Raw genomic sequence first — 22647 nt, 5'->3', positions numbered from 1 at the left:
ACCTCTCGCCACCGCGGCCCCTCCCGTCGCGTTCGCACCAGGGTACTGATGTACGGACGCGGGACACAGGGGCGACGGTTGCGGAATCGCGCCTTCAGGACACGCTCCTTCAGGACGCGCCTCGCGAGGACGGGCTCCTTCAGGACGCGCCTCGCGAGGACGGGCTCCTTCAGGACGCGCCGGCGACCGCCTCGTCGACGTCCTCGCCGATGAACGTGCTCCACAGGCGGGCGTACTTGCCGCCCAGGCGCAGCAGCTCGTCGTGGGTGCCGTCCTCGGCGACGCGGCCGTCGTCCATCACCACGACGCGGTCCGCGCGGGCCGCCGTCGTCAGGCGGTGCGCGACGACGAGCGTGGTGCGCTTGCCGGCGAGGCGGTCGGTCGCCTGGTTGACCTGTGCCTCGGTGGCGAGGTCGAGGGCGGCGGTCGCCTCGTCGAGCAGCAGGATGTCGGGGTCGACGAGCTCGGCGCGGGCCAGCGCGATCAGCTGGCGCTGACCGGCCGACAGATTGCGGCCGCGCTCGGCGACCTCGTGCAGATAGCCGCCTTCGAGCGTCGCGATCATCTCGTGCGCGCCGACCGCGCGGGCCGCCGCCTCGACGTCGGCGTCGCTCGCGCCGGGCCGCCCGTACGCGATGGCGTCGCGGATCGTGCCCTGGAACAGGTACGCCTCCTGCGGGACGACGCCGAGCCGGTGCCGGTACGCGGTCAGGTCCAGGTCGCGCAGGTCGGTGCCGTCGACGGTGACGCGGCCCGAGGTCGGGTCGTAGAACCGGGCGACGAGCTTGACCAGCGTGGACTTGCCCGCGCCGGTCTCGCCGACGAACGCGACGGTCTGCCCGGCGGGGACGCGCAGGTCGACGCCGGTGAGCGCCGCCTCGTCCGTGCCGTACGCGAAGTCGACGTCCTCGAAGGCGATCTCGCCGCGCAGCGACAGCACGTCGAGCGGCTCGTGGGCCGCCTTCGTGGAGGTCGGCTCGCGCAGCAGCTCCTGGATGCGGCCCAGCGAGACGGTCGCCTGCTGGTAGCCGTCGAAGACCTGGGAGAGCTGCTGGACCGGGGCGAAGAACAGGTCGATGTAGAGCAGGTACGCGACGAGCGCGCCGGTGGTGAGGGTCGTGGCGTCGACCCGGTGCGCGCCCACCACGAGGACGGCCGCGGCCGCCACCGAGGAGAGCAGCTGCACGAACGGGAAGTAGACCGAGATCAGGAACTGGCCGCGGATGCGGGCCTCGCGGTAGCTGGCGCTGCCCGCCGCGTAGCGCTCGAAGCCGTCCTGCTCGCGGCGGAAGGCCTGCACGATGCGCAGTCCGGACACCGACTCCTGGAGGTCCGCGTTGACCGCCGAGACCCGCTCGCGGGCCAGCTCGTACGCCTTGACGCTCGCGCGGCGGAAGAAGAACGTGCCGACGATCAGCGGCGGCAGCGTCGCGAACACGACGAGGGCCAGCTGGACGTCGATGACGAGGAGCGCGGCCATGATGCCGAAGAACGTGACGACGGAGACGAAGGCGGTGACCAGGCCGGTCTGGAGGAACGTCGACAGAGCGTCGACGTCCGTCGTCATCCGGGTCATGATCCGGCCGGTCAGCTCGCGCTCGTAGTAGTCGAGCCCGAGCCGCTGGAGCTGGGCGAAGATCTTCAGGCGCAGCGAGTAGAGGACGCGCTCGCCGGTGCGGCCCGTCATGCGGGTCTCGCCGATCTGCGCGGCCCACTGGACGAGCACGGCGACCAGGCCGAGCCCGGCCGCCGCCCACACCGCGCCGAGCGCGAGCTGCGTGACGCCCTCGTCGATGCCGTGCCGGATCAGGACGGGCAGCGCGAGGCCGACCCCGGCGTCGACCGCGACGAGGGCGAGGCTGATCAGGAGCGGGGCGCCGAAGCCGCGCAGCAGGCGGCGCAGGCCGTAGCTGTCCTCGGGGGTGACGGCGCGGGCCTCGTCGACGTCCGGGGTGTCGGCGGCCGGGGGCAGCGCGTCGACCTGCGCGAGCAGTTCGGGCGTGGCGGGCATCCCGGCGAGCGCCAGGTCCTTGGGCTCGCGGTCCCCCGTCCACAGCCTGGGGGTGACGCCGCGCTCGGCGTCGTACTCGGCGTCGAGCTCCGCGCGTACGGAGGTGTCCTCCGGCTCCTCCTCGGCGCGCTCGGCGAGGTGGCCGGGCGAGACGCCGCCCAGCTCGTCCGGGTCGGTGAGCAGGCGGCGGTAGAGCGCGGAGCCGGCCTCCAGCTCCTCGTGGGTGCCGATCGCGGCGAGCCTGCCGCCGTCGAGGACGGCGATGCGGTCGGCGAGGCCGAGGGTGGAGCGGCGGTGCGCGATGAGGAGGGTGGTGCGGCCGGCCATGACCTGGCCGAGCGCCTCGTGGATCTCGTGCTCGACGCGGGCGTCCACGGCGGACGTGGCGTCGTCGAGGACCAGCAGGCGGGGGTCGGTGAGGATGGCGCGGGCGAGCGCGACGCGCTGGCGCTGGCCGCCGGAGAGGGTCAGGCCGTGCTCGCCGACCTTGGTGTCGTAGCCCTCGGGCAGCTCGGCGATGAACCGGTCGGCCTGCGCGGTGCGCGCCGCCGCCTCGATCTGCTCGTCGGTGGCGTCCGGGGCGCCGTACGCGATGTTGGCGCGGACGCTGTCGGAGAAGAGGAAGGAGTCCTCGGGGACGAGGCCGATCGCGGCGCGCAGCGAGGACTGGGTCAGCTCGCGCACGTCGTGGCCGCCGACGAGGACGGCGCCGCCGGAGACGTCGTAGAAGCGGGGCAGCAGCAGGGAGACGGTGGACTTGCCGGAGCCGGAGGAGCCGACGACGGCGAGCGTCTCGCCGGCCCGGATCTCGAAGGAGAGCCCGTCGAGGACCTTGCGCTCGGCGTCGGCGTACCCGAAGGACACGTCGTCGAACTCGACGGTCGCGGGCGCGTCGGCGGGCAGCTCCTTGTGGCCGTCCTCGATCGACGGCTCGGTGTCGATGAGCTCCAGGACGCGCTCCACGCCGGCGCGGGCCTGCTGGCCGACGGTGAGGACGACGGCGAGCATGCGGACCGGGCCGACGAGCTGGGCGAGGTAGCTGGAGAAGGCGACGAAGGTGCCGAGGGTGACCTGGCCGCGTACGGCGAGCCAGCCGCCGAGGGCCAGCATCGCGACCTGGCCGAGCGCGGGCACGGCCTGGAGGGCGGGGGTGAACTTCGCGTTCATCCGGATCGTGCGCAGTCGTCCGGCGAACAGCTTGCGGCCGACCTCGCGCAGCTTCCCGGTCTCCTGCTCCTCCTGCCCGAAGCCCTTCACGACGCGGACGCCGCTGACGGCCCCGTCGACGACCCCGGCGACGGCGGCGGCCTGCGCCTGCGCGTACCAGGTGGCGGGGTGGAGCCTGGAGCGGCTGCGCTTGGCGATGAACCAGAGGGCGGGGGCGACGGCCAGGGCGACGAGGGTCAGCGGCAGCGAGAGCCACGCCATGATCACGAGGGAGATCAGGAACAGCAGGACGTTCCCGATCGTCATCGGGAGCATGAACAGCAGGCCCTGGATGAGCTGGAGGTCGCTGGTGGCGCGGCCGACGACCTGACCGGTGGACAGCTCGTCCTGGCGCCGGCCGTCGAGCCGGGTGATCGTCCCGTACATCTCGGTGCGCAGGTCGTGCTGGACGTCGAGGGCGAGCCGGCCGCCGTAGTAGCGGCGGATGTAGGTGAGGACGTAGACGACGACGGCCGAGCCGATCAGGAGGCCGGCCCACACGCCCATGGAGCGGGTGTGGTCGCCGACCACGTCGTCGATGATGACCTTGGTGATCAGCGGGACCAGGGCCATGACGGCCATGCCGCCGAGCGACGCGCCGAGTGCGAGCACGACGTCCTTGGGATACCGCCACGCGTACCCCGCGAGTCTCCCCGCCCAGCCCCGTTCCTGCGCCACTGCGCGCCGCCTCCCACTGCCTCGTTCCACGTCCTGATCTGCCGAAGGGCCAACAAGGGGGGCGGTCGATTTCATCCCGCGGCAACATTCGGCGCCACGACCGGCGCCACTGCAGCGGCACTACAGCGCCACGACGGCGTCAGGACGGGCGCCGTGATCGGCACGGCCATGTGGTTTTGACTGCACACGATCACCCCGTCTCGTTCACCCATTCTCTACGTGTTCATGTCACGCTCCGGATGACCGCAGTCAACCCGCGTAGATCGGACGGACACCCCACATGCCCGGAACGCGCATACGCACACTGGCCCTCGCGGCAGCCGCCGTGCTCGCCGCAGTGACCCTGCCGACGACCACCGCGGCCACGGCGAACGCCTCCACCGCGTACGACGACACCTACTACCAGGACGCGCTCGGCAAGACCGGCCCCCAGCTCAAGTCCGCGCTGCACACGATCATCAGCAAGCAGACCAAGCTCTCGTACGACGGCGTCTGGAACGCCCTGAAGACCACCGACCAGGATCCGAACAACAGCAACAACGTGATCCTGATCTACAGCGGCACCTCCCGCGCCAAGTCCCTCAGCGGCGGCAACACCGGCAACTGGAACCGGGAGCACGTCTGGGCCAAGTCCCACGGCGACTTCGGCACCACCACCGGCCCCGGCACCGATCTGCACCACCTGCGGCCCGAGGACGTGACGGTCAACTCCATCCGCGGGAACAAGGACTTCGACGAGGGCGGCAGCGCCGTGCCGAACGGCGGCGGCAGCCTCACCGACGCGGACTCCTTCGAACCGCGCGACGCCGTCAAGGGCGACGTCGCCCGCATGATCCTCTACATGGCCGTGCGCTACGAGGGCGACGACGCCTTCGCCGACCTGGAGCCCAACGAGTCCGTGGACAACGGCAGCGCGCCCTACATCGGCAAGCTCGCCGTCCTGAAGAAGTGGAGCGCGGAGGACCCGCCGGACGCCTTCGAGAAGAACCGCAACGAGGTCATCTACACGACCTACCAGCACAACCGGAACCCGTTCATCGACCACCCGGAGTGGGTCGAGTCGATCTACTAGGCCCCCCGCGAGGCCGTCGGGCTCGCGCCGGACGGACGGTGTGCGGGCCGCACCCGATCGTGGCATCGGAGACGATGGACGCGAACGACGGGTGCGACCGCACACCGCACGCACGACGAACGGACGGGGACGCGCAGCGATGGACGACAGGCACCCGCACGACGCCGAGCACGCCTGGGCCGCCTTCACCACCGGCCTGGCCGAGGAGCTGCTCGACCTGCCCGACGGAAGCGTCGTGGTGATCCAGGAGACCGCGGACAGCGGCCACAACCGCTTCGTGCAGTTCGTACGGGAGGAGGAGCGCACCTACGCCGAGCTGGTCGGCGACTCCTATCTCGATCCCGCCGTACGCGCGGGCGAGGAGGGAGCCCGGCTGATCAGGGCCGCCGGATGGCTGGATCCGGACGCCGACGACAACAGCCGCAACTGGAAGTTCGAACTCTTCCTGGCGACCACGGCCGAGTACCAGGCCCTGGCCGGCATGTCCGTCACCGGCCTGCGCGACGCCCTCCGTCTCCCGTCCCCCTCCGCCCTGACCTACCAGATTTGGAACGAGAAGCCGGGCGTCGGCTCCCTCGACCTGTACGCCCTGGGACTCCCGCGCACGGAGTAGCGCGGGCCGGATCCGACGTCGATGCCCGCGCAGTCCTGGGCGCGCCGCTCATGAGCCTGCAAGCCTGGAGTCAAGATCAATAGCTACTGGTATCCGGCGACGATGACCTGGCAGGACATCGATCCCCGCTGTCACCCCTTCGACCCGGATCAGGCACTGGAGACGGTCCGTGCCGTGATCAGTGCCCCCGATCCGGAGTCGGGCCGCCCCCGCGGCCTCTGGTCCGACAACTCGGTCGCCCGTGGACTCGCCGAGCACTACGGCTCGTGGGCGTTCGGCTGGTTCACCGCGACGCAGGAGTATCCGGATTCAGGAGCTGTCATCCGACAGCTCCCACCCAGCGGTCTCGGATCCGGCGACCTCGACCAGCAGGCAGTCCGCTACACGGAGGCACTCCTGCGGTGGCGATCCTGGCTGGAGGAACTGGCGGCGACCTTCGCTCCGTTCATCCCCGAGCCAGGGGCCGATGCCGAGACGATTTCGCGGCTACGCGAGAGCGCGATCGCACCCCTCGTGAGGCTGGTCGTTCAACGGACGGACGCCGGGGAGCTGTGGTGCGGCACTCTTGGCGCCGCTCTCCGCTGGTTCCTGGAATCGACAGGCATGCGCTCGGCCGAGGCCGAGGAACTGGCGGACGACATCGCCGACGGCGCGTTCGGAAGCTGGATCGCACCCGACCGGACGGCCATCGACCGAGCCCGCGCCGCCATCGGACATCACAGTGTGTGACGACCTTCAGACGGCCGCGCCGCATCAGCCGTACAGCTCCGGCCGCCGGTCGCCGAACACGTCGTTGTGGTCGCCGAGGCGCTTGTCGCGGGCCTCGGGGAGGTCGCAGGAGGCGAGGAGGAGGGTGGGGCCGTCGGTCGGGGTGCGGCCGGCCAGGGGGAAGCCGTCGGGGTCGGTGATGATCGAGCCGCCGGTCCAGCGGACGCCGCGCTCGTCGCCGGCCCGGTCGCAGGCGGCCACGTACATGCGGTTGACGGCGGCGTCGGCCTGGACGCGGACGGCCTCGGCGGGGCGCTCGCCCTCGGGGCGGGGGAACAGCGGCCAGTTGACCGGGGCGCACAGGAGGTCCGTGCCGGCCAGGGCGGCGAGGCGGACCCACTCGGGGAACTCGAGGTCGTAGCAGACCATCACGCCGACGCGGCCGACGCCCTCGATGTCGACGACGGGCGGGCGCTCGTCGCCGGGGACGAAGAACTCCTTCTCCGTGCCGAAGAGATGGGCCTTGCGGTAGACGGCGCGGACGGTGCCGGCCGGGTCGATGACCACCGCGGAGTTGCGCACCTGGTCGTCCTCGTCGAGCTCCGCGAGGCCCGCGACCAGGGTCACGCCGTGCCGGCGGGCGGCGGCGGACCAGGCGGCGACGGTCGGGCCGTCGACGGGCTCGGCGAGGGCGCGGGCCTCCGCCGGGGACTCGAAGACGTAGCCGCTGTTGGTGAGTTCGGGGAGGACGACGACGCGGGCGCCCGCGTTCGCGGCGGCCTCGATCGCCTCCTCGGCGGCGGCGAGGTTCGCCGCCACGTCCCCCACGTGGAGGGCGAGCTGGGCGCAGGCCACGGTCGTCGTCATCACAGAGTCCTCCATCATCCCAGGTGCGTCGGGGCGAACATGCGGAGCAGGGCCGGGAGCACCACGACGTGCGGGCCCGGTGCGGACAGGGCCTTCGCCAGGTCGTCGCGGAGCGCCTCGGGGCTCGTACGGACGGCCGGGACGCCGAAGGACTCGGCGAGGGCCACGTAGTCGGGGCGGCTCAGCTCGGTGGCGGTGGCCTGGCCGAAGGCGTCGGTCATGTACTCGCGCAGGATGCCGTAGCCGCCGTCGTCGACGATCAGCCAGGTGACGTCGAGGTCGTGCTGGCGGGCGGTGGCGAGCTCGGCGATCGAGTACAGGGCGCCGCCGTCGCCGGAGACGGCGAGGACGGGCCGGGTGGGGTCGGCGACGGCCGCGCCGAGCGCCGCCGGGAAGCCGTAGCCGAGGCCGCCGGCGCCCTGGGCGGAGTGCATGGCGCCGGGCCAGGCGGACCAGGCCCAGTAGGCCAGGATCGTCATGTCCCAGAAGGAGGGCGAGCCGGCCGGGAGAGCCTCCCGGACCGACCTCAACACCTGCTGCTCCAGGGTCAGTTCCTGCGCGTCGATCCGCTCGCGCACGGCCTTCAGGACGGCCGCCACCCGGGCCGACGCGTCGGCGTCGGTGCGCTCCTCGACCGTCTCCACCAGAGCCTGGAGGGCGAGGCGGGCGTCGGCGTGGATGCCGAGCGCGGGGTGGTTGGACTCCAGCTTGCCCGCGTCCGCCTCGATCTGGATGACCCGGCCGCGCGGCGCGAACGTGTGGTAGTTCGAGGAGAGTTCGCCGAGTCCGGAGCCGACGACGAGCAGGACGTCGGCGTCCTCCAGGAAGTCGGTGGTGTGGCGGTCCTCCAGCCAGGACTGGAGCGAGAGCGGGTGCTCCCAGGGGAAGGCGCCCTTGCCGCCGAACGTGGTGACGACGGGGGCGTCGATCCGCTCGGCGAGCGCGCGCAGCTTGCCCGCCGCGTCGGAGCGGACGACCCCGCCGCCCGCGATGATCGCCGGGCGCTCGGCCTTCGCGAGGAGGTCGGCGGCGACGGCGGTCAGCTCGGGGCGGGGCACGAGGTCGCGGGGCGTGGCGTCCATCGCGGTGACGACGGGCAGGGTCGTCGGGGCGAGGAGCACGTCCTGCGGGATCTCGACCCAGACCGGGCCGTGCGGCGCGGTCAGCGCCGACTCCCAGGCCGCGGCGATCGCCGACGGGATCTGGGAGGCGGTGCGGACGGTGTGGACGGACTTGACCACGTCCCGGAAGGAGGCCTGCTGGTCGCGCAGCTCGTGCAGATAGCCGTGCCGGCCGCCACCGAGCCCGGCAACGGGCACCTGGCTGCCGATGGCGAGCACAGGCGCGGAGGCGGCGGCCGCCTCCTGGAGCGCGGCGAGCGACATGAGCGCGCCGGGGCCGGTCGAGAGCAGCAGCGGGGCCACCTCGCCGGTGATCCGGCCGTACGCGTCGGCCGCGAAGCCCGCGTTGTTCTCGATGCGGAGTCCGACGTAGCGCAGGTCGGAGCGGCGCAGCGCGTCGAACATGCCGAGGGCGTGCTGGCCCGGCAGGCCGAACACGGTGGACGCGCCGAGGCCGTGCAGCGTCTCGACGACGAGGTCGCCGCCGTTGCGTCCCGCGGGTGGGTTGAGCGCGGCCTCGGTCTGCGCGGCGGTCGGCGTCAGGTCCAGGTCGTGGTCGTGCGTCATTCCGCCTCCGCGGGTTTCGGGTCTGCGCCGGCTCGCCGTAGGGGGGTGGGTCGAGTCGCGGCTGCGGGCCGGTGGGGGCTGGTCGTTCCCCGCACCCCTGAAATGCAGGCGCTGCGCGCCGCATTTCCCCGATAGAGGCTGAACGGCGAAGCCGTTCGCCTCTAGGGGCGCGGGGAACTGCGCGATCAGCCCCCACCGGCCCGCACGCGTGACCGGAGCCGAGCCCCTACGGCGAAGGGGCCCGTCCGGTCAATTGTCACTCGCCGCGAGCGGACGCGATCTGGCGGGACATGATCGTCGTCAGTTCGTACGCGGTGTGCGACGCGGCGACGGCCGTGATCTCGGCGTGGTCGTAGGCCGGGGCGACCTCGACGACGTCGGCGGAGACCAGGTTGCAGGAGGAGAGGCCGCGGAGGATCTCCAGGAGCTCGCGGGAGGTCATGCCGCCCGCCTCGGGGGTGCCGGTGCCGGGGGCGTGGGCCGGGTCGAGGCAGTCGATGTCGATGGAGATGTACAGCGGGCGGTCGCCGATGCGCTGGCGCAGCTGGTCGGCGACCTCGTCGGCGCCGCGGCGGTAGACGTCCGCCGAGGTGACGATGCCGAAGCCGAGCTTCTCGTCGTCGGTGAGGTCCTGCTTGCCGTAGAGCGGGCCGCGGGTGCCGACGTGGGAGAGCGCGGAGGTGTCGAGGATGCCCTCCTCGACGGCGCGGCGGAACGGCGTGCCGTGCGTGTACTCGGCGCCGAAGTACGTGTCCCAGGTGTCGAGGTGCGCGTCGAAGTGGAGCAGCGCGACCGGGCCGTGCTTCTTGGCGACCGAGCGCAGCAGCGGCAGCGCGATGGTGTGGTCGCCGCCGAGGGTCATCATGCGGGCGCCGGAGCCGAGCAGGTCGTCGGCGGCGGCCTCGATGGTCTCGACGGCCTCGTTGATGTTGAACGGGTTGGCCGCGATGTCACCGGCGTCGGCGACCTGGGCGAGCGCGAAGGGGGACGCGTCCTGCGCCGGGTTGTAGGGGCGCAGGAGGCGGGAGGCCTCGCGGATGGCGTTGCCGCCGAAGCGGGCGCCGGGCCGGTAGGAGACGCCGGTGTCGAAGGGGACACCGACGACGGCGACGTCGGCGGAGCCGACCTCGTCGAGGCGGGGCAGGCGGGCGAACGTGGCCGGGCCCGCGTACCGCGGGATCCGGGAGGAGTCGACCGGGCCGACGGCGCCGGTGGGGCCGTTGGGAACGCGGGGCGTCTCGAAGCTGTTCATTGCGCGCATGCCTTCTTTCGAACGCGGGTCAGCGGATTGCGGAGGGGTTACTGGGACACGGCCACGGGGGCCGCCTCCGGGGTCTCGCCGCCGCGGCCGGCGAGCCGGTCGCGCCAGTTGGCGAGGACGGTGGCGTCGGTCGCCTTCGTGGCCAGGGAGACGACCACGTAGGTGACGAGGGACGCGGCCAGGCCGTAGTAGACGGCCTCGTTGGCGAGGATGCCGTAGTGCCACATCAGGCCGACGACGGCGAGACCGCCGACGGCGATGGAGGCGAGGGCGCCCTCGGCGGTGCCGCGCTTCCACAGCAGGCCGCCGAGGATGGGCACGAGGAGGCCGCCGACGAGCAGGTTGTAGGCGACGGTGAGGGCCTCGACGACGTTGTTCAGGGCGATCGCGGTGACGATCGTGGCGGCGCCCATGACGAGGATGAACAGGCGGTTGCCCTTGACCTCGTCGTGGCCGTCGCCGCTGTCGGCGGGCAGCCCGCGCAGCCGCTTCCAGATGTCGTTGTTGGCGACGGTGGCGCAGGCGATGAGGGCGCCGGACGAGGTCGACATGACGGCGGCGAGCGCGGCGGCCAGGACCAGGCCGCGGACGCCGACGGGCAGTTCGTCCTTGACGATGCGGGCGAAGGCCTCGTCGGCGGTGCCGAGCCCGGTCGGGTACATGACCTTGGCCGCGGTGCCGATGACGGCGCCGCCGATCGCGTAGGCGAGGCAGTAGACGCCGGAGACGGTGCCGCCCCAGCGGGCGACCTTGTCGTTGCGGGCGGTGAAGACGCGCTGCCAGATGTCCTGGCCGATGAGCATGCCGAACGTGTAGATCAGCACGTACGTGAAGATCGTCTCGCCGCCGATGCCCAGCGGGTCGAAGTACGAGGTGGGCAGCGCTTCCTTCATCTCGCTGAAGCCGCCCGCCTTCACGACGGCCACGGGCAGCAGGATGATCAGCACGCCGATGGTCTTCACGACGAACTGCACCATGTCGGTGATCGTGATGGACCACATGCCGCCGAGCGTCGAGTACGCGACGACGATGGTGCCGCCGATGACGATCGCGAGGGTGCGCGGGACGTCGAAGAGGACGTCGAAGATCGTGGCGTACGCGATGGTCGAGGTGACCGCGAGCATCAGCGTGTACGCCCACATGACGATGCCGGAGATCAGCCCGGCCCGGCCGCCGTAGCGCAGGTCGAGCATCTCGGAGACGGTGTAGACCTTCAGCCGGGCGATGCGCGCGGAGAAGAACAGCGACAGGGCGAGGATGCCGAGGCCGATGGTGAAGACCATCCAGGCGCCGGACAGGCCGTACTGGTAGCCGAGGCCGACGCCGCCGATGGTGGAGGCGCCGCCGAGGACGATCGCGGCCATCGTGCCGGAGTACATGGCGGGGCCGAGCCTGCGGCCCGCGACCAGGAAGTCGCTCTTGGACTTGGCGCGGCGCATGCCCCACCAGCCCATGGCCAGCATGCCGGCCAGATAGGCGACGATCACTACGTAGTCGACGGCCATGGACGACCTCCTTTGCACACCTCGGTGGCGTGTCGTGCTGGGTTGGTCCGGCTCACGGGCCCTGAGAGAGGGCCACCTCGGCAGCGGGGACATCCGCCCGTACCCGCACCCACCGGTTCATTGCCTCATGAATGTAAGTGGCCGAAAAGCAACACTGAAGTGTAAGTTTCATCTACTTCATCCGATGCGAGTAGAGGATTCATCCACCGTGCCGGTGCCCGCTCCCCCCACCTCGGGCGTTCCGCTCGCCGCGCTGCTCGCCCGCGCCGACCTGGGGCTTCGCCAGATCGCGGGGCCCGACGCGGCCGATGTCCTGGTGCACGGCGCGCACACCTCGGAGCTGCCCGACCCCCGCCCGTACCTGCTCGGCGGTGAGCTGCTTCTCACAGCCGGCGTGCAGGCCGGCGAGGGCACCTTCGACGCGGGTACGAGCTTCGACACGTACGCGGCGCGGGTCGTCGCCGGCGGGGCCGTCGCCCTGGGCTTCGGTGTCGCGCCGGTCCACGACACGGTGCCGCCGGGCCTGGTCGCGGCGTGCGACGCGCATGGCCTTCCGCTCGTGGAGGTACCGCCGGCCATCACCTTCAGCGGGATCGCCCGGGCCGTGTGGGAGCTGATGGCGCAGGCCCGGCACGCCGAGCTGCGCCGGGTCACCGAGGCGCAGCAGGCGCTGGCCTCCGCGGCGGCGCGGCCCGATCCGGTGCGGGCGGTGCTCGGCCGGCTGGCGCAGCGGACCGGGGGCTACGCGGTGGCCGTCACCGCGGACGGGACGGAGCTGGAGAGCGCCGGGCCGCGACCGCCCGGGCGCGCCGCCGCCGCGCTGTCCGCCCTCACCGATGTGGTGCGCCCGCGCACCAGCCGGCTGCTGCCCGCGCCCGCGTCCGCCGCGGACACCGTCGGGGAGCTGCACCTCTCGGCGTACGCGCTGAGCGGGGGCGGGGCGCTCGGGCTCGCGGCGCCCTCGCGCGCGTCCGGCGACCACACGATCGCCGGAGCGGCCGTCGTCCTCCTCTCCCTCCTCGCCGGGGCGCACCGCTCCGCCGACGACACCCAGCGCACGGCCGCGCTCGTGGGGCTGCTGCTCGGGGCGGAGCGGGACGGCACCGCGGCGGGGCTGCTCGGCCCCGGGCGCTGGAAGGTCGTCCACGCCTGGGCGAACGGGGCGTCGTCCCCCGCCCCCGATCTCGGTACGCCGCTCGTCGCCACGGACGGCACCCTGACCCGCGCCCTCGTCCCGGCCGATCAGGACGTCTCCCCGTACGAAGGCTGCGCGCTCGGCGTCAGCGCGCCCGTGTCACCCGGCGACCTCCCCCTCGCCGACGCACAGGCGGCGAGCGCGCTGGCCCGCGCCCGGGCGACCCGCTCCCCCCTGGTCCACCACCGCCCCGACGGAGCCGCGCCCCCCGCCCTGGCCCCGCTCCTCCCCCACCCCGCACTCCTGGAGACCCTGCGCACATGGCTCTCCGTGCACGGCAGCTGGGAGACCACGGCCCTGACCCTCGACGTCCACCGCAACACGGTCCGCCAGCGCATCACCCGCTGCGCGGACCTCCTGAACGCGGACCTGAACGACCCGGACGTCCGCATGGAACTGTGGTTCGCGCTGCGGCATCTGTAGGGGGCGCTTCGGTGGTCCTCGCCGGACGCGGGCCGGTGGGGGCTGGTCGCGCAGTTCCCCGCGCCCCTGAAAGGCTGCGGCTTCGCCGCGCCTTCCCCCGACAACAGGCGCCCCGCGCCTTGATCGGGGAAATGCGACCCGAAGGGTCTGCATTTCAGGGGCGCGGGGAACTGCGCGAGAAGCCCCACCGGCCGCAGCCCGCGACGCGACCTGGGTGCCCCTCCCGTACCCGGCATCCCGCCCGCCCAGAGCCCACCCTGCGAAATCGATCAACGCCGCACAGCGACCACCGGCACAATGGACCCATGCCGATACCCGGGATCCCCAGCGATACACCCAGCCGTGCCGCCCTGACCGCCCACCTCGTCCGGACCCGCATCGCCGGTGACGTGGCCACGCCCCGGGAGAACAACCTCTCCCACTACCGCAAGCTGGCGAACGGTGACCGCCACTTCTGGCTGGGGCTGGAGCTCGGCGACCGGTGGACCGACGAGCAGGACGTCCTCGCGGTGATGGCGGAGCGCTGCGGCGTCGTGGACGACCCGGAGCACCGCTACGGCCAGGACACGATCGACCCGGAGCTGACGGTCGACGCGCTGGAGCGGATGGCGGCCCGTCTGCACAAGGCGGCGGAGGACCGCCAGCGGGTGCTGTTCGCGACGGGCCACCCGGGCGGGCTGCTCGACGTGCACCGCGCGACGGCCGCGGCCCTGCGCGCGGCGGGCTGCGAGATCATGGTGATCCCCGAGGGCCTGGCCACGGAGGAGGGCATGGTCTTCCAGTTCGCGGACGTCGCGGTGCTGGAGCGCGGCGCGACGCTGTGGCACACCCACTCCCCCGACCCGATGACCCGCATCCTGGACGGCCTGGAGCGCGAGGGTCGCCCGCTGCCCGACCTCGTCGTCGCCGACCACGGCTGGGCGGGCTGCGCGGCCCAGCGCGGCCTGGACTCGGTCGGCTACGCGGACTCCAACGACCCGGCGCTGTTCGTCGGCGAGGCCGAGGGCACGATGCAGGTGACGGTCCCGCTGGACGACCACGTCACGAGCCCGCGCCACTACGACCCGATGACGGCGTACCTGCTGAACGCGGCGGGCCTGCTGGACGACTGACCCAGGCCCGGGCCATGGTCACAGCGCCGCGCCCACGGTGAGCCCGTCGAGGACCGCCTCCTCGACCGTGCGCGGCGCGACCCGGTCCCCGACGGCGACGACGTGGTCCCCTTCGGGGGCGAACTCGTCGACCGGCTCGTGTCCTTGGGCGAGCACGACCCCGGCGACGCCTTCGAGCAGCACGGGTTCCTCCGTGAGCGTGTGCTGGAGGTAGACGGTGTCGCGGTCGGCCCCGTAGAGGCGCACGTTGGGCACGATGTCGACGCGGGCCCGCGCGGCGCGGGCGAGCAGGGCGGAGCGTACGTACTGCTGGAGGTGCTCCCCGGCGGCGAAGCCGGTGACGCACAAGGTCACCTTCCGCCCCTGGACCGCCAGTTGGAGGGCCACGCCGAGCCCGATCCAGTCGCCGCGCCAGTCCGCGACGACGATCCGCCCGCGCGGCACGGCGGCCCCTTGAATCACTTGCCAGGCGTCCAACACCGTTGGTTCGTCGAGCAGTTCGAGGTGTGGTCGGCGCGGCCGGGCCCCGGTGGCGAGGACGACGGCGTCGGGCGCGAGCGCGTCGAGGACGGCGGCGTCGACCGGCGCGTCGACCGTGATCCGTACGCCGGCCCGCCGCGCCTCCCCCTCCAGGTTGGTGATGGCGCCGCCGAACTCGGCGCGTTCGGGGAGCAGTTGGGCGAGCAGCACCTGGCCGCCGACCCGTCGCGCGGCCTCGTACAGTTCCACGTCGTGTCCGCGCGCGGCGGCGACGGCGGCGGCCTTGAGTCCGCCGGGTCCGCCGCCGACCACGAGGACCCGCTTGCGCCGGGTGAGCAACGGCAGGGTGCCGAAGCGGAGTTCGCGCCCGGTCTCGGGGTGCTGGATGCAGGAGATCGGGTAGCCGAGCTGGAAGTGCCCGATGCAGGCCTGGTTGCAGCCGATACAGGCGCGGATCTCCTCGGCGCGGCCCTGTTCGGCCTTGGCGGGGAGTTCGGGGTCGCAGATGAGGGCGCGGGTCATGGCGCAGGCGTCGGCCTGACCGGCGGCGACGATCTGCTCGGCCTCCTGCGGCTGGTTGACCCGCCCGGCGACCATCACCGGCACGCCGACGACGGCCTTCACCTTCGCGGCGAGCGGCGCCACGTACCCGGCCTCGTGGAACATGGGCGGCGCGATGTGCTGGGCGCCCGAGAGGCTGGCCGAGCTGCCCGCGCACACGGACACGTAGTCGACGAGCCCCTCGGCGTCGAGCGCGGCGACGGTCTCCAGGACGAGTGCGGTGTCGAGCCCGTCGTGGCTCAGCTCGTCCCCCGATATGCGCAGGCCGACGACGAAGTCCGGGCCCGCCGCCGCCCGCGCCCGGCGCAGCGCCTCGCGCAGGAACCGCAGCCGGCCCGCGCCGTCGCCGCCCCAGCCGTCGGTGCGGACGTTCACCTTCGGGTTGAGGAACTGGGCCGGGAGGTAGCCGTGGCTGGCGACGACCTCGGCCCCGTCGAGCCCGGCCGCGCACAGCCGCCGGGCCGCCTGCCCGTACCCGTCGAGGACCTCCTCGATCTCGGCCTCGGTCATGGCGCGCGGCATGACGTGGAAGCGCTCGCTGGGTGTCGCCGAGGGCGCCCACGCGACGGGCGCGCTGCCGTCGGCGGACTCCAGGATCTCGCGCCCGGGGTGGAAGAGCTGGCCGAAGATCCGGGTGCCGTGCCGGTGCACGGTCTCGGCGAGCCGGGCGTAGCCGGGGACGCAGTCGTCGTCGGTGGCCATGAGGACGTGCGTGGTGTAGCGGGCGGAGGGGTGCACTCCGGAGACCTGGAGGACGATGAGTCCGGCGCCGCCCGCGGCCCGCGCCTCGTGGTAGGCGACGAGCGCGTCGGTGACGGCCCCGTCCTCGACGAGCACGGTGTCGTGCCCCGAGGACAGGATGCGGTTGCGTACGGTCACCGGACCGATCCGCAGTGGACTGAACAGGTGCGGGAACTCTGCCATGACGGCCCCTCCCCGGGAACGGATCGATGCAGGACAGGATCGGACGGGTCGTTACAGGCCGGTGCAGGTCGATACAGGTGCAGGTCAGTGGTCAGCCGGAGACGCCGAGGACGGCTCGCGCGGTGCCGACGAGCAGCTCGGCGTACCGCTCGGCGGTGAGGCCGGAGCCCGCCGCGACGGCCATGTCGAGCCCGTCGACGAGGACCACGAGCGAGCCGATGGCGGTGTCCTCGGGCACGGGCGGGCGGAACTCGCCGTCGCGGACGCCGTCCCGGACGATCCCGGAGATCAGCCCCCGCCATTCGTCGTGCACCCGGCGCACGCCCTCGCGCAGCTCCTCGCGGCGCGCGGCACTGGCGCAGAACTCGGTCCAGGTGGCGCAGCGCCGGGTGAGCCCGGGGTCGGTGGTGAGGGCCTGGACGAGCAGTTCGAAGCGGCGCCAGGCGGTGGGGGCGTCGACGGACGCGGCCCGCCAGCGGTCGACGAGCTCGTCGATGGACCAGGCGAACGCCTCACGGAAGAGGGCGTCCCGGGTCTCGAAATAGTGCTGGAGCGAGCCGATGGACAGCCCGGCGACGCCGGCCACGTCCCGTAGCCGCCCGGCGTCGAAGCCGCGCTCGGCGAGGACCTCGGCGGCTGCCCGCAGAATCCGCTCACGTCGTTCGTCCGTGCCCGCACCCGGGCCCCCACCCATGACCATGGCGGGAATAATAAAGCATTATTGTGACCCGCGACACAGGTCCACCCGGTCGATCTCAGCCGGGATCACCAGGGGTTGAGCCCCTCGGAGCGGCGCTGGGCGAACCCCGGGGTCGGATCGAGGTACACGCGCCGCACGGACGGGAACCGCTCGCGCAGCCGCCGGGCCGCGTCCTCGCAGGCCCACTCGATCTGGGCGGCGGTGGACGCGTCACGGAAGTCGACCTTCGCCGCGACGAGGGCCTCGCGGGGCCCCTGGACCAGCGTGGTCAGTTCGAGGACGGCCTCGACGTGCTCGACGCCGAGCAGCAGTTCACGGATCTCCGCGCGGACCTGCTGGGGCAGCGGACGCCCGACGAGCAGCTCCGCGTTGGACCGGCCGAGCACCCAGGCCACCCACAGCAGCAGCCCGCCGATGCACAGGGACGCGATGCCGTCCCACACGCCCGATCCGGTGAGCTGCCCGCCCAGCAGACCGCCCGCCGCGAACAGCAGACCGGCGAGGGCGGCGCTGTCCTCCAGGACGACGGCCTTCACCGCCGTGTCGGGCGTGCGCCGCAGATACCGGCGGAACGGCACCGCGGCCCGGGCCGCCTCGCCGCGCGCCTGCCGCAGCGCGGTCCGCAGCGAGAAGCCCTCCAGGACGAAGGCGACGGCGAGAACGACGTAGGAGACGAGCGGGTCGCCGAGGTCCTCGCCCGCGACCAGGGTGTGGATGCCGTCGTAGAGGGAGAAGACGGCGCCGCCGACGAACGTGGCGACGGCGGCGAGCATCGCCCACACGTAGCGCTCCCCGCCGTAGCCGAGCGGGTGCTCCTCGTCGGCGGGCTTCTCGCTGCGCTTGAGCGAGGTGAGCAGGAGCAGCTCGGTGACGGTGTCGGCGAAGGAGTGCGCGGCCTCGGAGAGCATCGCGCTGGATCCGCTGATGACCCCGGCCACGGCCTTGGCGAGGGCGATGCCCAGGTTGGCGGCCGCGGCGACGATCACGGTGAAGACGCTCTCGCCGCCGGCCGGCTCCTCGGTGGTGCTCGCTTGCTCCGCCCGTACGTCGCTCATGTACAGGACCGTATGTCCGTTCAGCGCGGGACGCGAACGACACCTTCCTGGATCACGGTGATCGCGAGGTGCCCGTCCTGGGTGTAGATCCGGGCCTGGCCGAGGCCGCGCCCGCCGGACGCGGAGGGCGACTCCTGGTCGTAGAGGAGCCACTCGTCGGCGCGGAAGGGCCGGTGGAACCACATCGCGTGGTCGAGCGAGGCGCCCACGACGTCACCGACGGCCCAGCCGCCGCGCCCGTGCGCGAGGAGCACCGAGTCGAGCAGCGTCATGTCGGACACGTACGTGGCGAGGCAGACGTGGAGCAGCGGGTCGTCGGCGAGTTTGCCGCCGGCCTTGAACCAGACCTGGGAGCGCGGCGGCTGCGGCTTGCCGACGAAGGCGAACGGCGGCGCGTCGACGTAGCGCAGGTCGACGGCCTCGCGGGCCTCCAGCATCCGGGCGACCACGTCGGGCGAGAGCACGGAGTCCGCGTAGCGCGGCAGCAGCTCGGCGGCCGTGGGCAGCGACTCGGGGTCCGGCGCGGGCGGCATCGGCGCCTGGTGGTCGAGCCCCTCCTCGTACGTCTGGAAGGACGCGGAGAGGTGGAAGATCGGCCGGCCGTGCTGGACGGCGACGACGCGGCGCGTGGTGAAGGAGCGGCCGTCGCGGATCCGGTCGACGGTGTAGACGATCGGGGCGCCCGGGTCCCCCGCGACAAGGAAGTACGCGTGCAGGGAGTGGGCGTGCCGGTCGGCCGGGACGGTGCGCCCGGCGGCGACCAGCGCCTGGGCCGCCACCTGTCCGCCGAAGACGCGGGGGACGACGGCGGACCGGGACTGGCCGCGGAACATGTCCTCCTCGATCTGCTCGAGGTCGAGCAGATCGAGGAGGTCCTTGAGTGCCTGATGCATGCGATCAGTTGTATCGGGCAGCTGTGTGCGACCGGTTACAGACCCATGTTCTTCGCGATGATCATCTTCATGACCTCGCTGGTGCCGCCGTAGATGCGGTTCACGCGGTTGTCCGCGTACAGGCGGGCGATCGGGTACTCGTTCATGAACCCGTAGCCGCCGTGCAGCTGGAGGCAGCGGTCGATGACGCGGTGGGCGACCTCGGTGCAGAACAGCTTCGCGGACGCGGCCTCGGCCGCGGTCAGCTCACCGGCGTCGAGGGCCTCCAGGGCGCGGTCGGCGACGGCCTGCGCGGCGTCCACCTCGGCCTGGCAGGCGGCCAGCTCGAACTTCGTGTTCTGGAAGGTCGCGACCGGCTTGCCGAAGACGGTGCGCTCCTGCACGTACTGCTTGGCGAAGTTCACGGCGGCCTGGGCCTGCGCGTACGCGCCGTAGGCGATGCCCCAGCGCTCGGAGGCCAGGTTCGTGCCGAGGTAGCCGAAGCCCTTGTTCTCCTCGCCCAGGAGGTCCTCGGCGGGGACCTTCACGTCGACGAAGGCCAGCTCGGCGGTGTCGGAGGTGCGCAGGCCGAGCTTGTCGAGCTTGCGGCCGATCGAGTAGCCCTCGGACTTGGTGTCGACGGCGAAGAGGGAGATGCCGAAGCGGCGGTCCTCGGCGGTCGGCGCGGCGGTGCGGGCGCAGACGATGACGCGGTCGGCGTGGACGCCGCCGGTGATGAAGGTCTTGGCGCCGTTGAGGACGTAGTGCGTGCCGTCCTCGGAGAGCTTGGCGGTGGTCTTCATGCCCGCGACGTCGGAGCCGGTGCCCGGCTCGGTCATCGCGAGGGCCCACATCTCCTCGCCGGAGACGAAGTTCGGCAGGTAGCGCTTCTTCTGCTCGTCGGTGGCGAGCATCTTGATGTACGGCAGGGCGAGCAGCACGTGCACGCCGGAGCCGCCGAAGGACACGCCCGCGCGGGCGGTCTCCTCGTACTGGATGGCCTCGAACTTGTGGGTGTCCATGCCCGCGCCGTCGTACTCCTCCGGCACGTTGATCCCGAAGAGGCCGAGCTCGGCCATCTTGCCGTAGAGCTCGCGCGGGACGATGCCGTCCTGGAACCACTCGTCGTAGTGGGGGACGACCTCGGCCTCGATGAAGGCGCGCAGGGTCTCCCGGAACGCCTCGTGGTCCTCATTGAAAACGGTACGGCGCACGGGAACTCCCTCTACGGCCTCAGACGGCCCTCATACGACGACTAAGCGCTTGCTCAGAGAACGTTACCGGCCAGTCACCGGAGCGTCCAGAGATGCGCGTCACTCTGCGGCGCACCTCACCTCACTGTGCGGCAGCGGCGAACGCTCCGCGCGCCAGCTTGTGCAGCATCGCGGCGGTGGCGTCGCGGCCCGGCAGCGAACCGGGGCCGCTCAGGTGCGGCGTCGAGTTCAGCAGCCCGAAGACCGCGTGCACCGCCACGCGCGCGTGGGGCTCGGCGAGCTCCGGGTAGACCTTGCGCACCGCCTCCACCCACAGCTCCACGTACTGGCGCTGGAGCTGGCGCACCAGCTTGCGGTCGGTGTCGCGCAGCCGGTCGAGCTCACGGTCGTGCAGCGTGATCAGGTCGCGGTCGTCGAGCGCGAAATCGATGTGCCCCTCGATCAGCGAGTCGAGCAGCACCTCGGGCCCCTGACCCGCCTCGGCGACCCGGTGCTTGCCGCCGGTGAGCAGCTGCCCGCTGATGCCGACGAGCAGCTCGGCGAGCATCGCGTCCTTGCCCGCGAAATGCCGGTACAGGCCCGGTCCGCTGATGCCGACGGCGGCGCCTATCTCATCGACCCCCACGCCGTGGAAGCCCCGCTCGGCGAAGAGCCGCGCGGCCTCCTTGAGGATCTGCTCGCGCCGCGTGGGGGCGTCGGTTCTGGTGGCCATGGAAGTAATTCTAGACAGGGAGGTTAGCGAGCGTTAACCTGGAGGAAACAGGTTAACGCTCATTAACTTTCGCAGGACTGGCCCAGAGCTTGCTCAGGACTTGGTGAGGGGACCGCAGGATGCACGAGGCACCGGAGCTGACGAGCGCGGCGGACCCCGCGTCGGAGGCATGGCGGGCCAACGAGGCGGCGCACCGGGCGCTCGGCGAGGAGCTGCGCGCCAAGCTCGCCGCGGCCCGGCTCGGCGGCGGCGAGAAGGCCCGGGCGCGGCACACCGCGCGCGGCAAGCTGCTGCCGCGCGACCGGGTGGACACACTGCTCGACCCGGGCTCCCCGTTCCTGGAGCTGGCCCCGCTGGCGGCCGACGGGATGTACGGGGACCAGGCGCCGGCGGCCGGAGTGATCGCCGGTATCGGCCGGGTCAGCGGTCGCGAGTGCGTGATCGTCGCCAATGACGCGACCGTCAAGGGCGGCACGTACTACCCGATGACGGTGAAGAAGCACCTGCGCGCCCAGGAGGTCGCGCTGGAGAACAGGCTGCCGTGCGTCTATCTGGTGGACTCCGGCGGCGCCTTCCTGCCGATGCAGGACGAGGTCTTCCCGGACCGCGAGCACTTCGGCCGGATCTTCTACAACCAGGCGCGGATGTCCGGCGCGGGCATCCCGCAGATCGCGGCGGTGCTCGGCTCGTGCACGGCCGGCGGCGCGTACGTCCCGGCGATGAGCGACGAGGCGGTGATCGTGCGGAACCAGGGCACGATCTTCCTCGGCGGCCCGCCCCTGGTGAAGGCCGCCACGGGTGAGGTCGTCACCGCGGAGGAGCTGGGCGGCGGCGAGGTCCACTCCCGCGTCTCCGGCGTCACCGACCACCTCGCGGAGGACGACGCGCACGCGCTGCGCATCGTGCGCACCATCGTCTCCACACTCCCCGAGCGCGGCTCGCTGCCCTGGTCGGCCGAGGCCGCGATCGAGCCCAAGGTCGACCCGGCGGGCCTGTACGGGGCGGTGCCGGTCGACTCGCGCACCCCGTACGACGTCCGCGAGGTCATCGCGCGCGTGGTGGACGGCTCGCGGTTCCACGAGTTCAAGTCCGAGTACGGGCAGACGCTGGTCACCGGTTTCGCCCGGATCCACGGCCACCCGGTCGGCATCGTGGCGAACAACGGCATCCTGTTCTCCGAGTCCGCCCAGAAGGGCGCCCACTTCATCGAGCTGTGCGACCAGCGCGGCATCCCGCTGGTCTTCCTGCAGAACATCTCGGGCTTCATGGTCGGCCGGGACTACGAGGCGGGCGGCATCGCCAAGCACGGCGCCAAGATGGTCACCGCGGTGGCCTGCACGCGCGTGCCGAAGCTGACCGTCGTGATCGGCGGCTCGTACGGCGCGGGCAACTACTCGATGTGCGGCCGGGCGTACTCCCCCCGCTTCCTGTGGATGTGGCCCGGCGCCAAGATCTCCGTCATGGGCGGCGAGCAGGCCGCGTCCGTCCTCGCGACCGTCAAGCGGGACCAGTTGGAGGCGCGCGGCGAGGAGTGGCCCGCCGAGGACGAGGACGCGTTCAAGGCCCCGATCCGCGCCCAGTACGAGACCCAGGGCAGCGCGTACTACGCGACGGCCCGGCTCTGGGACGACGGCGTGATCGACCCGATGGAGACCCGCCAGGTCCTCGGCCTGGCCCTGACCGCGTGCGCCAACGCACCGCTGCCGGAGAAGTCCCCCGGCTTCGGCGTCTTCCGGATGTGACGGCGATGACGACGACCACGACGATCCCGTCGACCCCGTCGACCACGA

At 72.4% G+C, this 22647-nt stretch carries 17 protein-coding genes; 6 read left to right on the top strand and 11 right to left on the bottom strand.

The features are described 5' to 3' along the window. Window positions 1-169: 169 nt before the first annotated feature. A complete protein-coding gene (locus tag ACZ4E1_RS19745) occupies window positions 170-3895 on the bottom strand; it encodes an ABC transporter ATP-binding protein (protein WP_467540809.1) in 3726 nt (1241 codons plus the stop codon). A gap of 280 nt (window positions 3896-4175) precedes the next feature. Between ACZ4E1_RS19745 and ACZ4E1_RS19740 the strand changes: the two genes are divergently transcribed. The 3 genes from ACZ4E1_RS19740 to ACZ4E1_RS19730 all read left to right on the top strand — a co-directional run bounded on the left by ACZ4E1_RS19740 (window position 4176) and on the right by ACZ4E1_RS19730 (window position 6309). Beyond that, the gene (locus tag ACZ4E1_RS19740) at window positions 4176-4967 is read left to right on the top strand and encodes an endonuclease I family protein (protein ID WP_467540807.1); all 792 of its coding nucleotides are present in this window, start codon (window positions 4176-4178) and stop codon (window positions 4965-4967) included. Between the two features lie 139 nt (window positions 4968-5106). Further along, window positions 5107-5580 (top strand): TY-Chap domain-containing protein, encoded by a 474-nt coding sequence (locus ACZ4E1_RS19735; protein ID WP_467540805.1) that lies wholly within the window; start codon window positions 5107-5109, stop codon window positions 5578-5580. Between the two features lie 102 nt (window positions 5581-5682). Next, window positions 5683-6309 (top strand): hypothetical protein, encoded by a 627-nt coding sequence (locus ACZ4E1_RS19730; protein WP_467540803.1) that lies wholly within the window; start codon window positions 5683-5685, stop codon window positions 6307-6309. Between the two features lie 24 nt (window positions 6310-6333). Here the strand turns inward: ACZ4E1_RS19730 and ACZ4E1_RS19725 are convergent, their stop codons facing one another. The 4 genes from ACZ4E1_RS19725 to ACZ4E1_RS19710 all read right to left on the bottom strand — a co-directional run bounded on the left by ACZ4E1_RS19725 (window position 6334) and on the right by ACZ4E1_RS19710 (window position 11609). Beyond that, window positions 6334-7155, bottom strand: coding sequence for a nitrilase-related carbon-nitrogen hydrolase (locus ACZ4E1_RS19725; RefSeq protein WP_467540801.1), 822 nt, complete (start codon window positions 7153-7155; stop codon window positions 6334-6336). 14 nt (window positions 7156-7169) lie between these two features. Then, complete coding sequence (locus ACZ4E1_RS19720; RefSeq protein WP_467540799.1) at window positions 7170-8843, bottom strand: thiamine pyrophosphate-binding protein; 1674 nt, start codon at window positions 8841-8843, stop codon at window positions 7170-7172. Between the two features lie 256 nt (window positions 8844-9099). Continuing rightward, window positions 9100-10095, bottom strand: a complete 996-nt coding sequence (gene speB / locus ACZ4E1_RS19715) for an agmatinase (protein ID WP_467541331.1) — start codon at window positions 10093-10095, stop codon at window positions 9100-9102. A 47-nt stretch (window positions 10096-10142) separates the two neighbouring features. Beyond that, window positions 10143-11609, bottom strand: a complete 1467-nt coding sequence (locus ACZ4E1_RS19710) for a sodium:solute symporter family protein (RefSeq protein WP_467540797.1) — start codon at window positions 11607-11609, stop codon at window positions 10143-10145. A 214-nt stretch (window positions 11610-11823) separates the two neighbouring features. Here ACZ4E1_RS19710 and ACZ4E1_RS19705 point away from each other — a divergent pair, with 214 nt between their 5' ends. Both ACZ4E1_RS19705 and ACZ4E1_RS19700 read left to right on the top strand, forming a co-directional pair. Beyond that, window positions 11824-13227, top strand: a complete 1404-nt coding sequence (locus tag ACZ4E1_RS19705) for a PucR family transcriptional regulator (protein ID WP_467540795.1) — start codon at window positions 11824-11826, stop codon at window positions 13225-13227. Between the two features lie 305 nt (window positions 13228-13532). Continuing rightward, complete coding sequence (locus ACZ4E1_RS19700) at window positions 13533-14339, top strand: phosphatase (RefSeq protein WP_467540793.1); 807 nt, start codon at window positions 13533-13535, stop codon at window positions 14337-14339. An 18-nt stretch (window positions 14340-14357) separates the two neighbouring features. Here ACZ4E1_RS19700 and ACZ4E1_RS19695 read toward each other — a convergent pair whose 3' ends face one another. The 6 genes from ACZ4E1_RS19695 to ACZ4E1_RS19670 all read right to left on the bottom strand — a co-directional run bounded on the left by ACZ4E1_RS19695 (window position 14358) and on the right by ACZ4E1_RS19670 (window position 20857). After that, window positions 14358-16304 (bottom strand): oxidoreductase, encoded by a 1947-nt coding sequence (locus tag ACZ4E1_RS19695; RefSeq protein WP_467540791.1) that lies wholly within the window; start codon window positions 16302-16304, stop codon window positions 14358-14360. A 91-nt stretch (window positions 16305-16395) separates the two neighbouring features. Further along, on the bottom strand, window positions 16396-17004 hold the full coding sequence (locus ACZ4E1_RS19690) for a TetR/AcrR family transcriptional regulator (protein ID WP_467540789.1): 609 nt from the start codon (window positions 17002-17004) through the stop codon (window positions 16396-16398). A gap of 65 nt (window positions 17005-17069) precedes the next feature. Further along, a complete protein-coding gene (locus tag ACZ4E1_RS19685) occupies window positions 17070-18059 on the bottom strand; it encodes a cation diffusion facilitator family transporter (protein ID WP_467540787.1) in 990 nt (329 codons plus the stop codon). A gap of 20 nt (window positions 18060-18079) precedes the next feature. Continuing rightward, a complete protein-coding gene (locus tag ACZ4E1_RS19680) occupies window positions 18080-18952 on the bottom strand; it encodes an acyl-CoA thioesterase (protein ID WP_467540785.1) in 873 nt (290 codons plus the stop codon). A 35-nt stretch (window positions 18953-18987) separates the two neighbouring features. Then, on the bottom strand, window positions 18988-20145 hold the full coding sequence (locus tag ACZ4E1_RS19675) for an acyl-CoA dehydrogenase family protein (RefSeq protein WP_188338797.1): 1158 nt from the start codon (window positions 20143-20145) through the stop codon (window positions 18988-18990). Between the two features lie 121 nt (window positions 20146-20266). Beyond that, complete coding sequence (locus ACZ4E1_RS19670) at window positions 20267-20857, bottom strand: SACE_7040 family transcriptional regulator (protein ID WP_467540783.1); 591 nt, start codon at window positions 20855-20857, stop codon at window positions 20267-20269. A 119-nt stretch (window positions 20858-20976) separates the two neighbouring features. On the opposite strand from ACZ4E1_RS19670, the gene ACZ4E1_RS19665 reads away from it, so the two are divergent. Next, the gene (locus tag ACZ4E1_RS19665; RefSeq protein WP_467540781.1) at window positions 20977-22599 is read left to right on the top strand and encodes a carboxyl transferase domain-containing protein; all 1623 of its coding nucleotides are present in this window, start codon (window positions 20977-20979) and stop codon (window positions 22597-22599) included. The last annotated feature ends 48 nt before the right edge of the window (window positions 22600-22647 follow it).

Source organism: Streptomyces sp. NPDC025806, assembly GCF_055558275.1.
The sequence above is the reverse complement of the archived record's forward strand: the minus strand, read 5'-3'. Positions and strand labels throughout refer to the sequence as shown.

Excerpts from the sequence above, each read along its gene's own strand:
- ACZ4E1_RS19740 (WP_467540807.1), top strand. The coding sequence starts at position 4,176 with ATGCCCGGAACGCGCATACGCACACTGGCCCTCGCGGCAGCCGCCGTG.
- ACZ4E1_RS19735 (WP_467540805.1), top strand. The coding sequence starts at position 5,107 with ATGGACGACAGGCACCCGCACGACGCCGAGCACGCCTGGGCCGCCTTC.
- ACZ4E1_RS19730 (WP_467540803.1), top strand. The coding sequence starts at position 5,683 with ATGACCTGGCAGGACATCGATCCCCGCTGTCACCCCTTCGACCCGGAT.
- ACZ4E1_RS19725 (WP_467540801.1), bottom strand. The coding sequence starts at position 7,155 with ATGACGACGACCGTGGCCTGCGCCCAGCTCGCCCTCCACGTGGGGGAC.
- ACZ4E1_RS19720 (WP_467540799.1), bottom strand. The coding sequence starts at position 8,843 with ATGACGCACGACCACGACCTGGACCTGACGCCGACCGCCGCGCAGACC.
- speB (WP_467541331.1), bottom strand. The coding sequence starts at position 10,095 with ATGAACAGCTTCGAGACGCCCCGCGTTCCCAACGGCCCCACCGGCGCC.
- ACZ4E1_RS19710 (WP_467540797.1), bottom strand. The coding sequence starts at position 11,609 with ATGGCCGTCGACTACGTAGTGATCGTCGCCTATCTGGCCGGCATGCTG.
- ACZ4E1_RS19700 (WP_467540793.1), top strand. The coding sequence starts at position 13,533 with ATGCCGATACCCGGGATCCCCAGCGATACACCCAGCCGTGCCGCCCTG.
- ACZ4E1_RS19695 (WP_467540791.1), bottom strand. The coding sequence starts at position 16,304 with ATGGCAGAGTTCCCGCACCTGTTCAGTCCACTGCGGATCGGTCCGGTG.
- ACZ4E1_RS19690 (WP_467540789.1), bottom strand. The coding sequence starts at position 17,004 with ATGGTCATGGGTGGGGGCCCGGGTGCGGGCACGGACGAACGACGTGAG.
- ACZ4E1_RS19685 (WP_467540787.1), bottom strand. The coding sequence starts at position 18,059 with ATGAGCGACGTACGGGCGGAGCAAGCGAGCACCACCGAGGAGCCGGCC.
- ACZ4E1_RS19680 (WP_467540785.1), bottom strand. The coding sequence starts at position 18,952 with ATGCATCAGGCACTCAAGGACCTCCTCGATCTGCTCGACCTCGAGCAG.
- ACZ4E1_RS19670 (WP_467540783.1), bottom strand. The coding sequence starts at position 20,857 with ATGGCCACCAGAACCGACGCCCCCACGCGGCGCGAGCAGATCCTCAAG.
- ACZ4E1_RS19665 (WP_467540781.1), top strand. The coding sequence starts at position 20,977 with ATGCACGAGGCACCGGAGCTGACGAGCGCGGCGGACCCCGCGTCGGAG.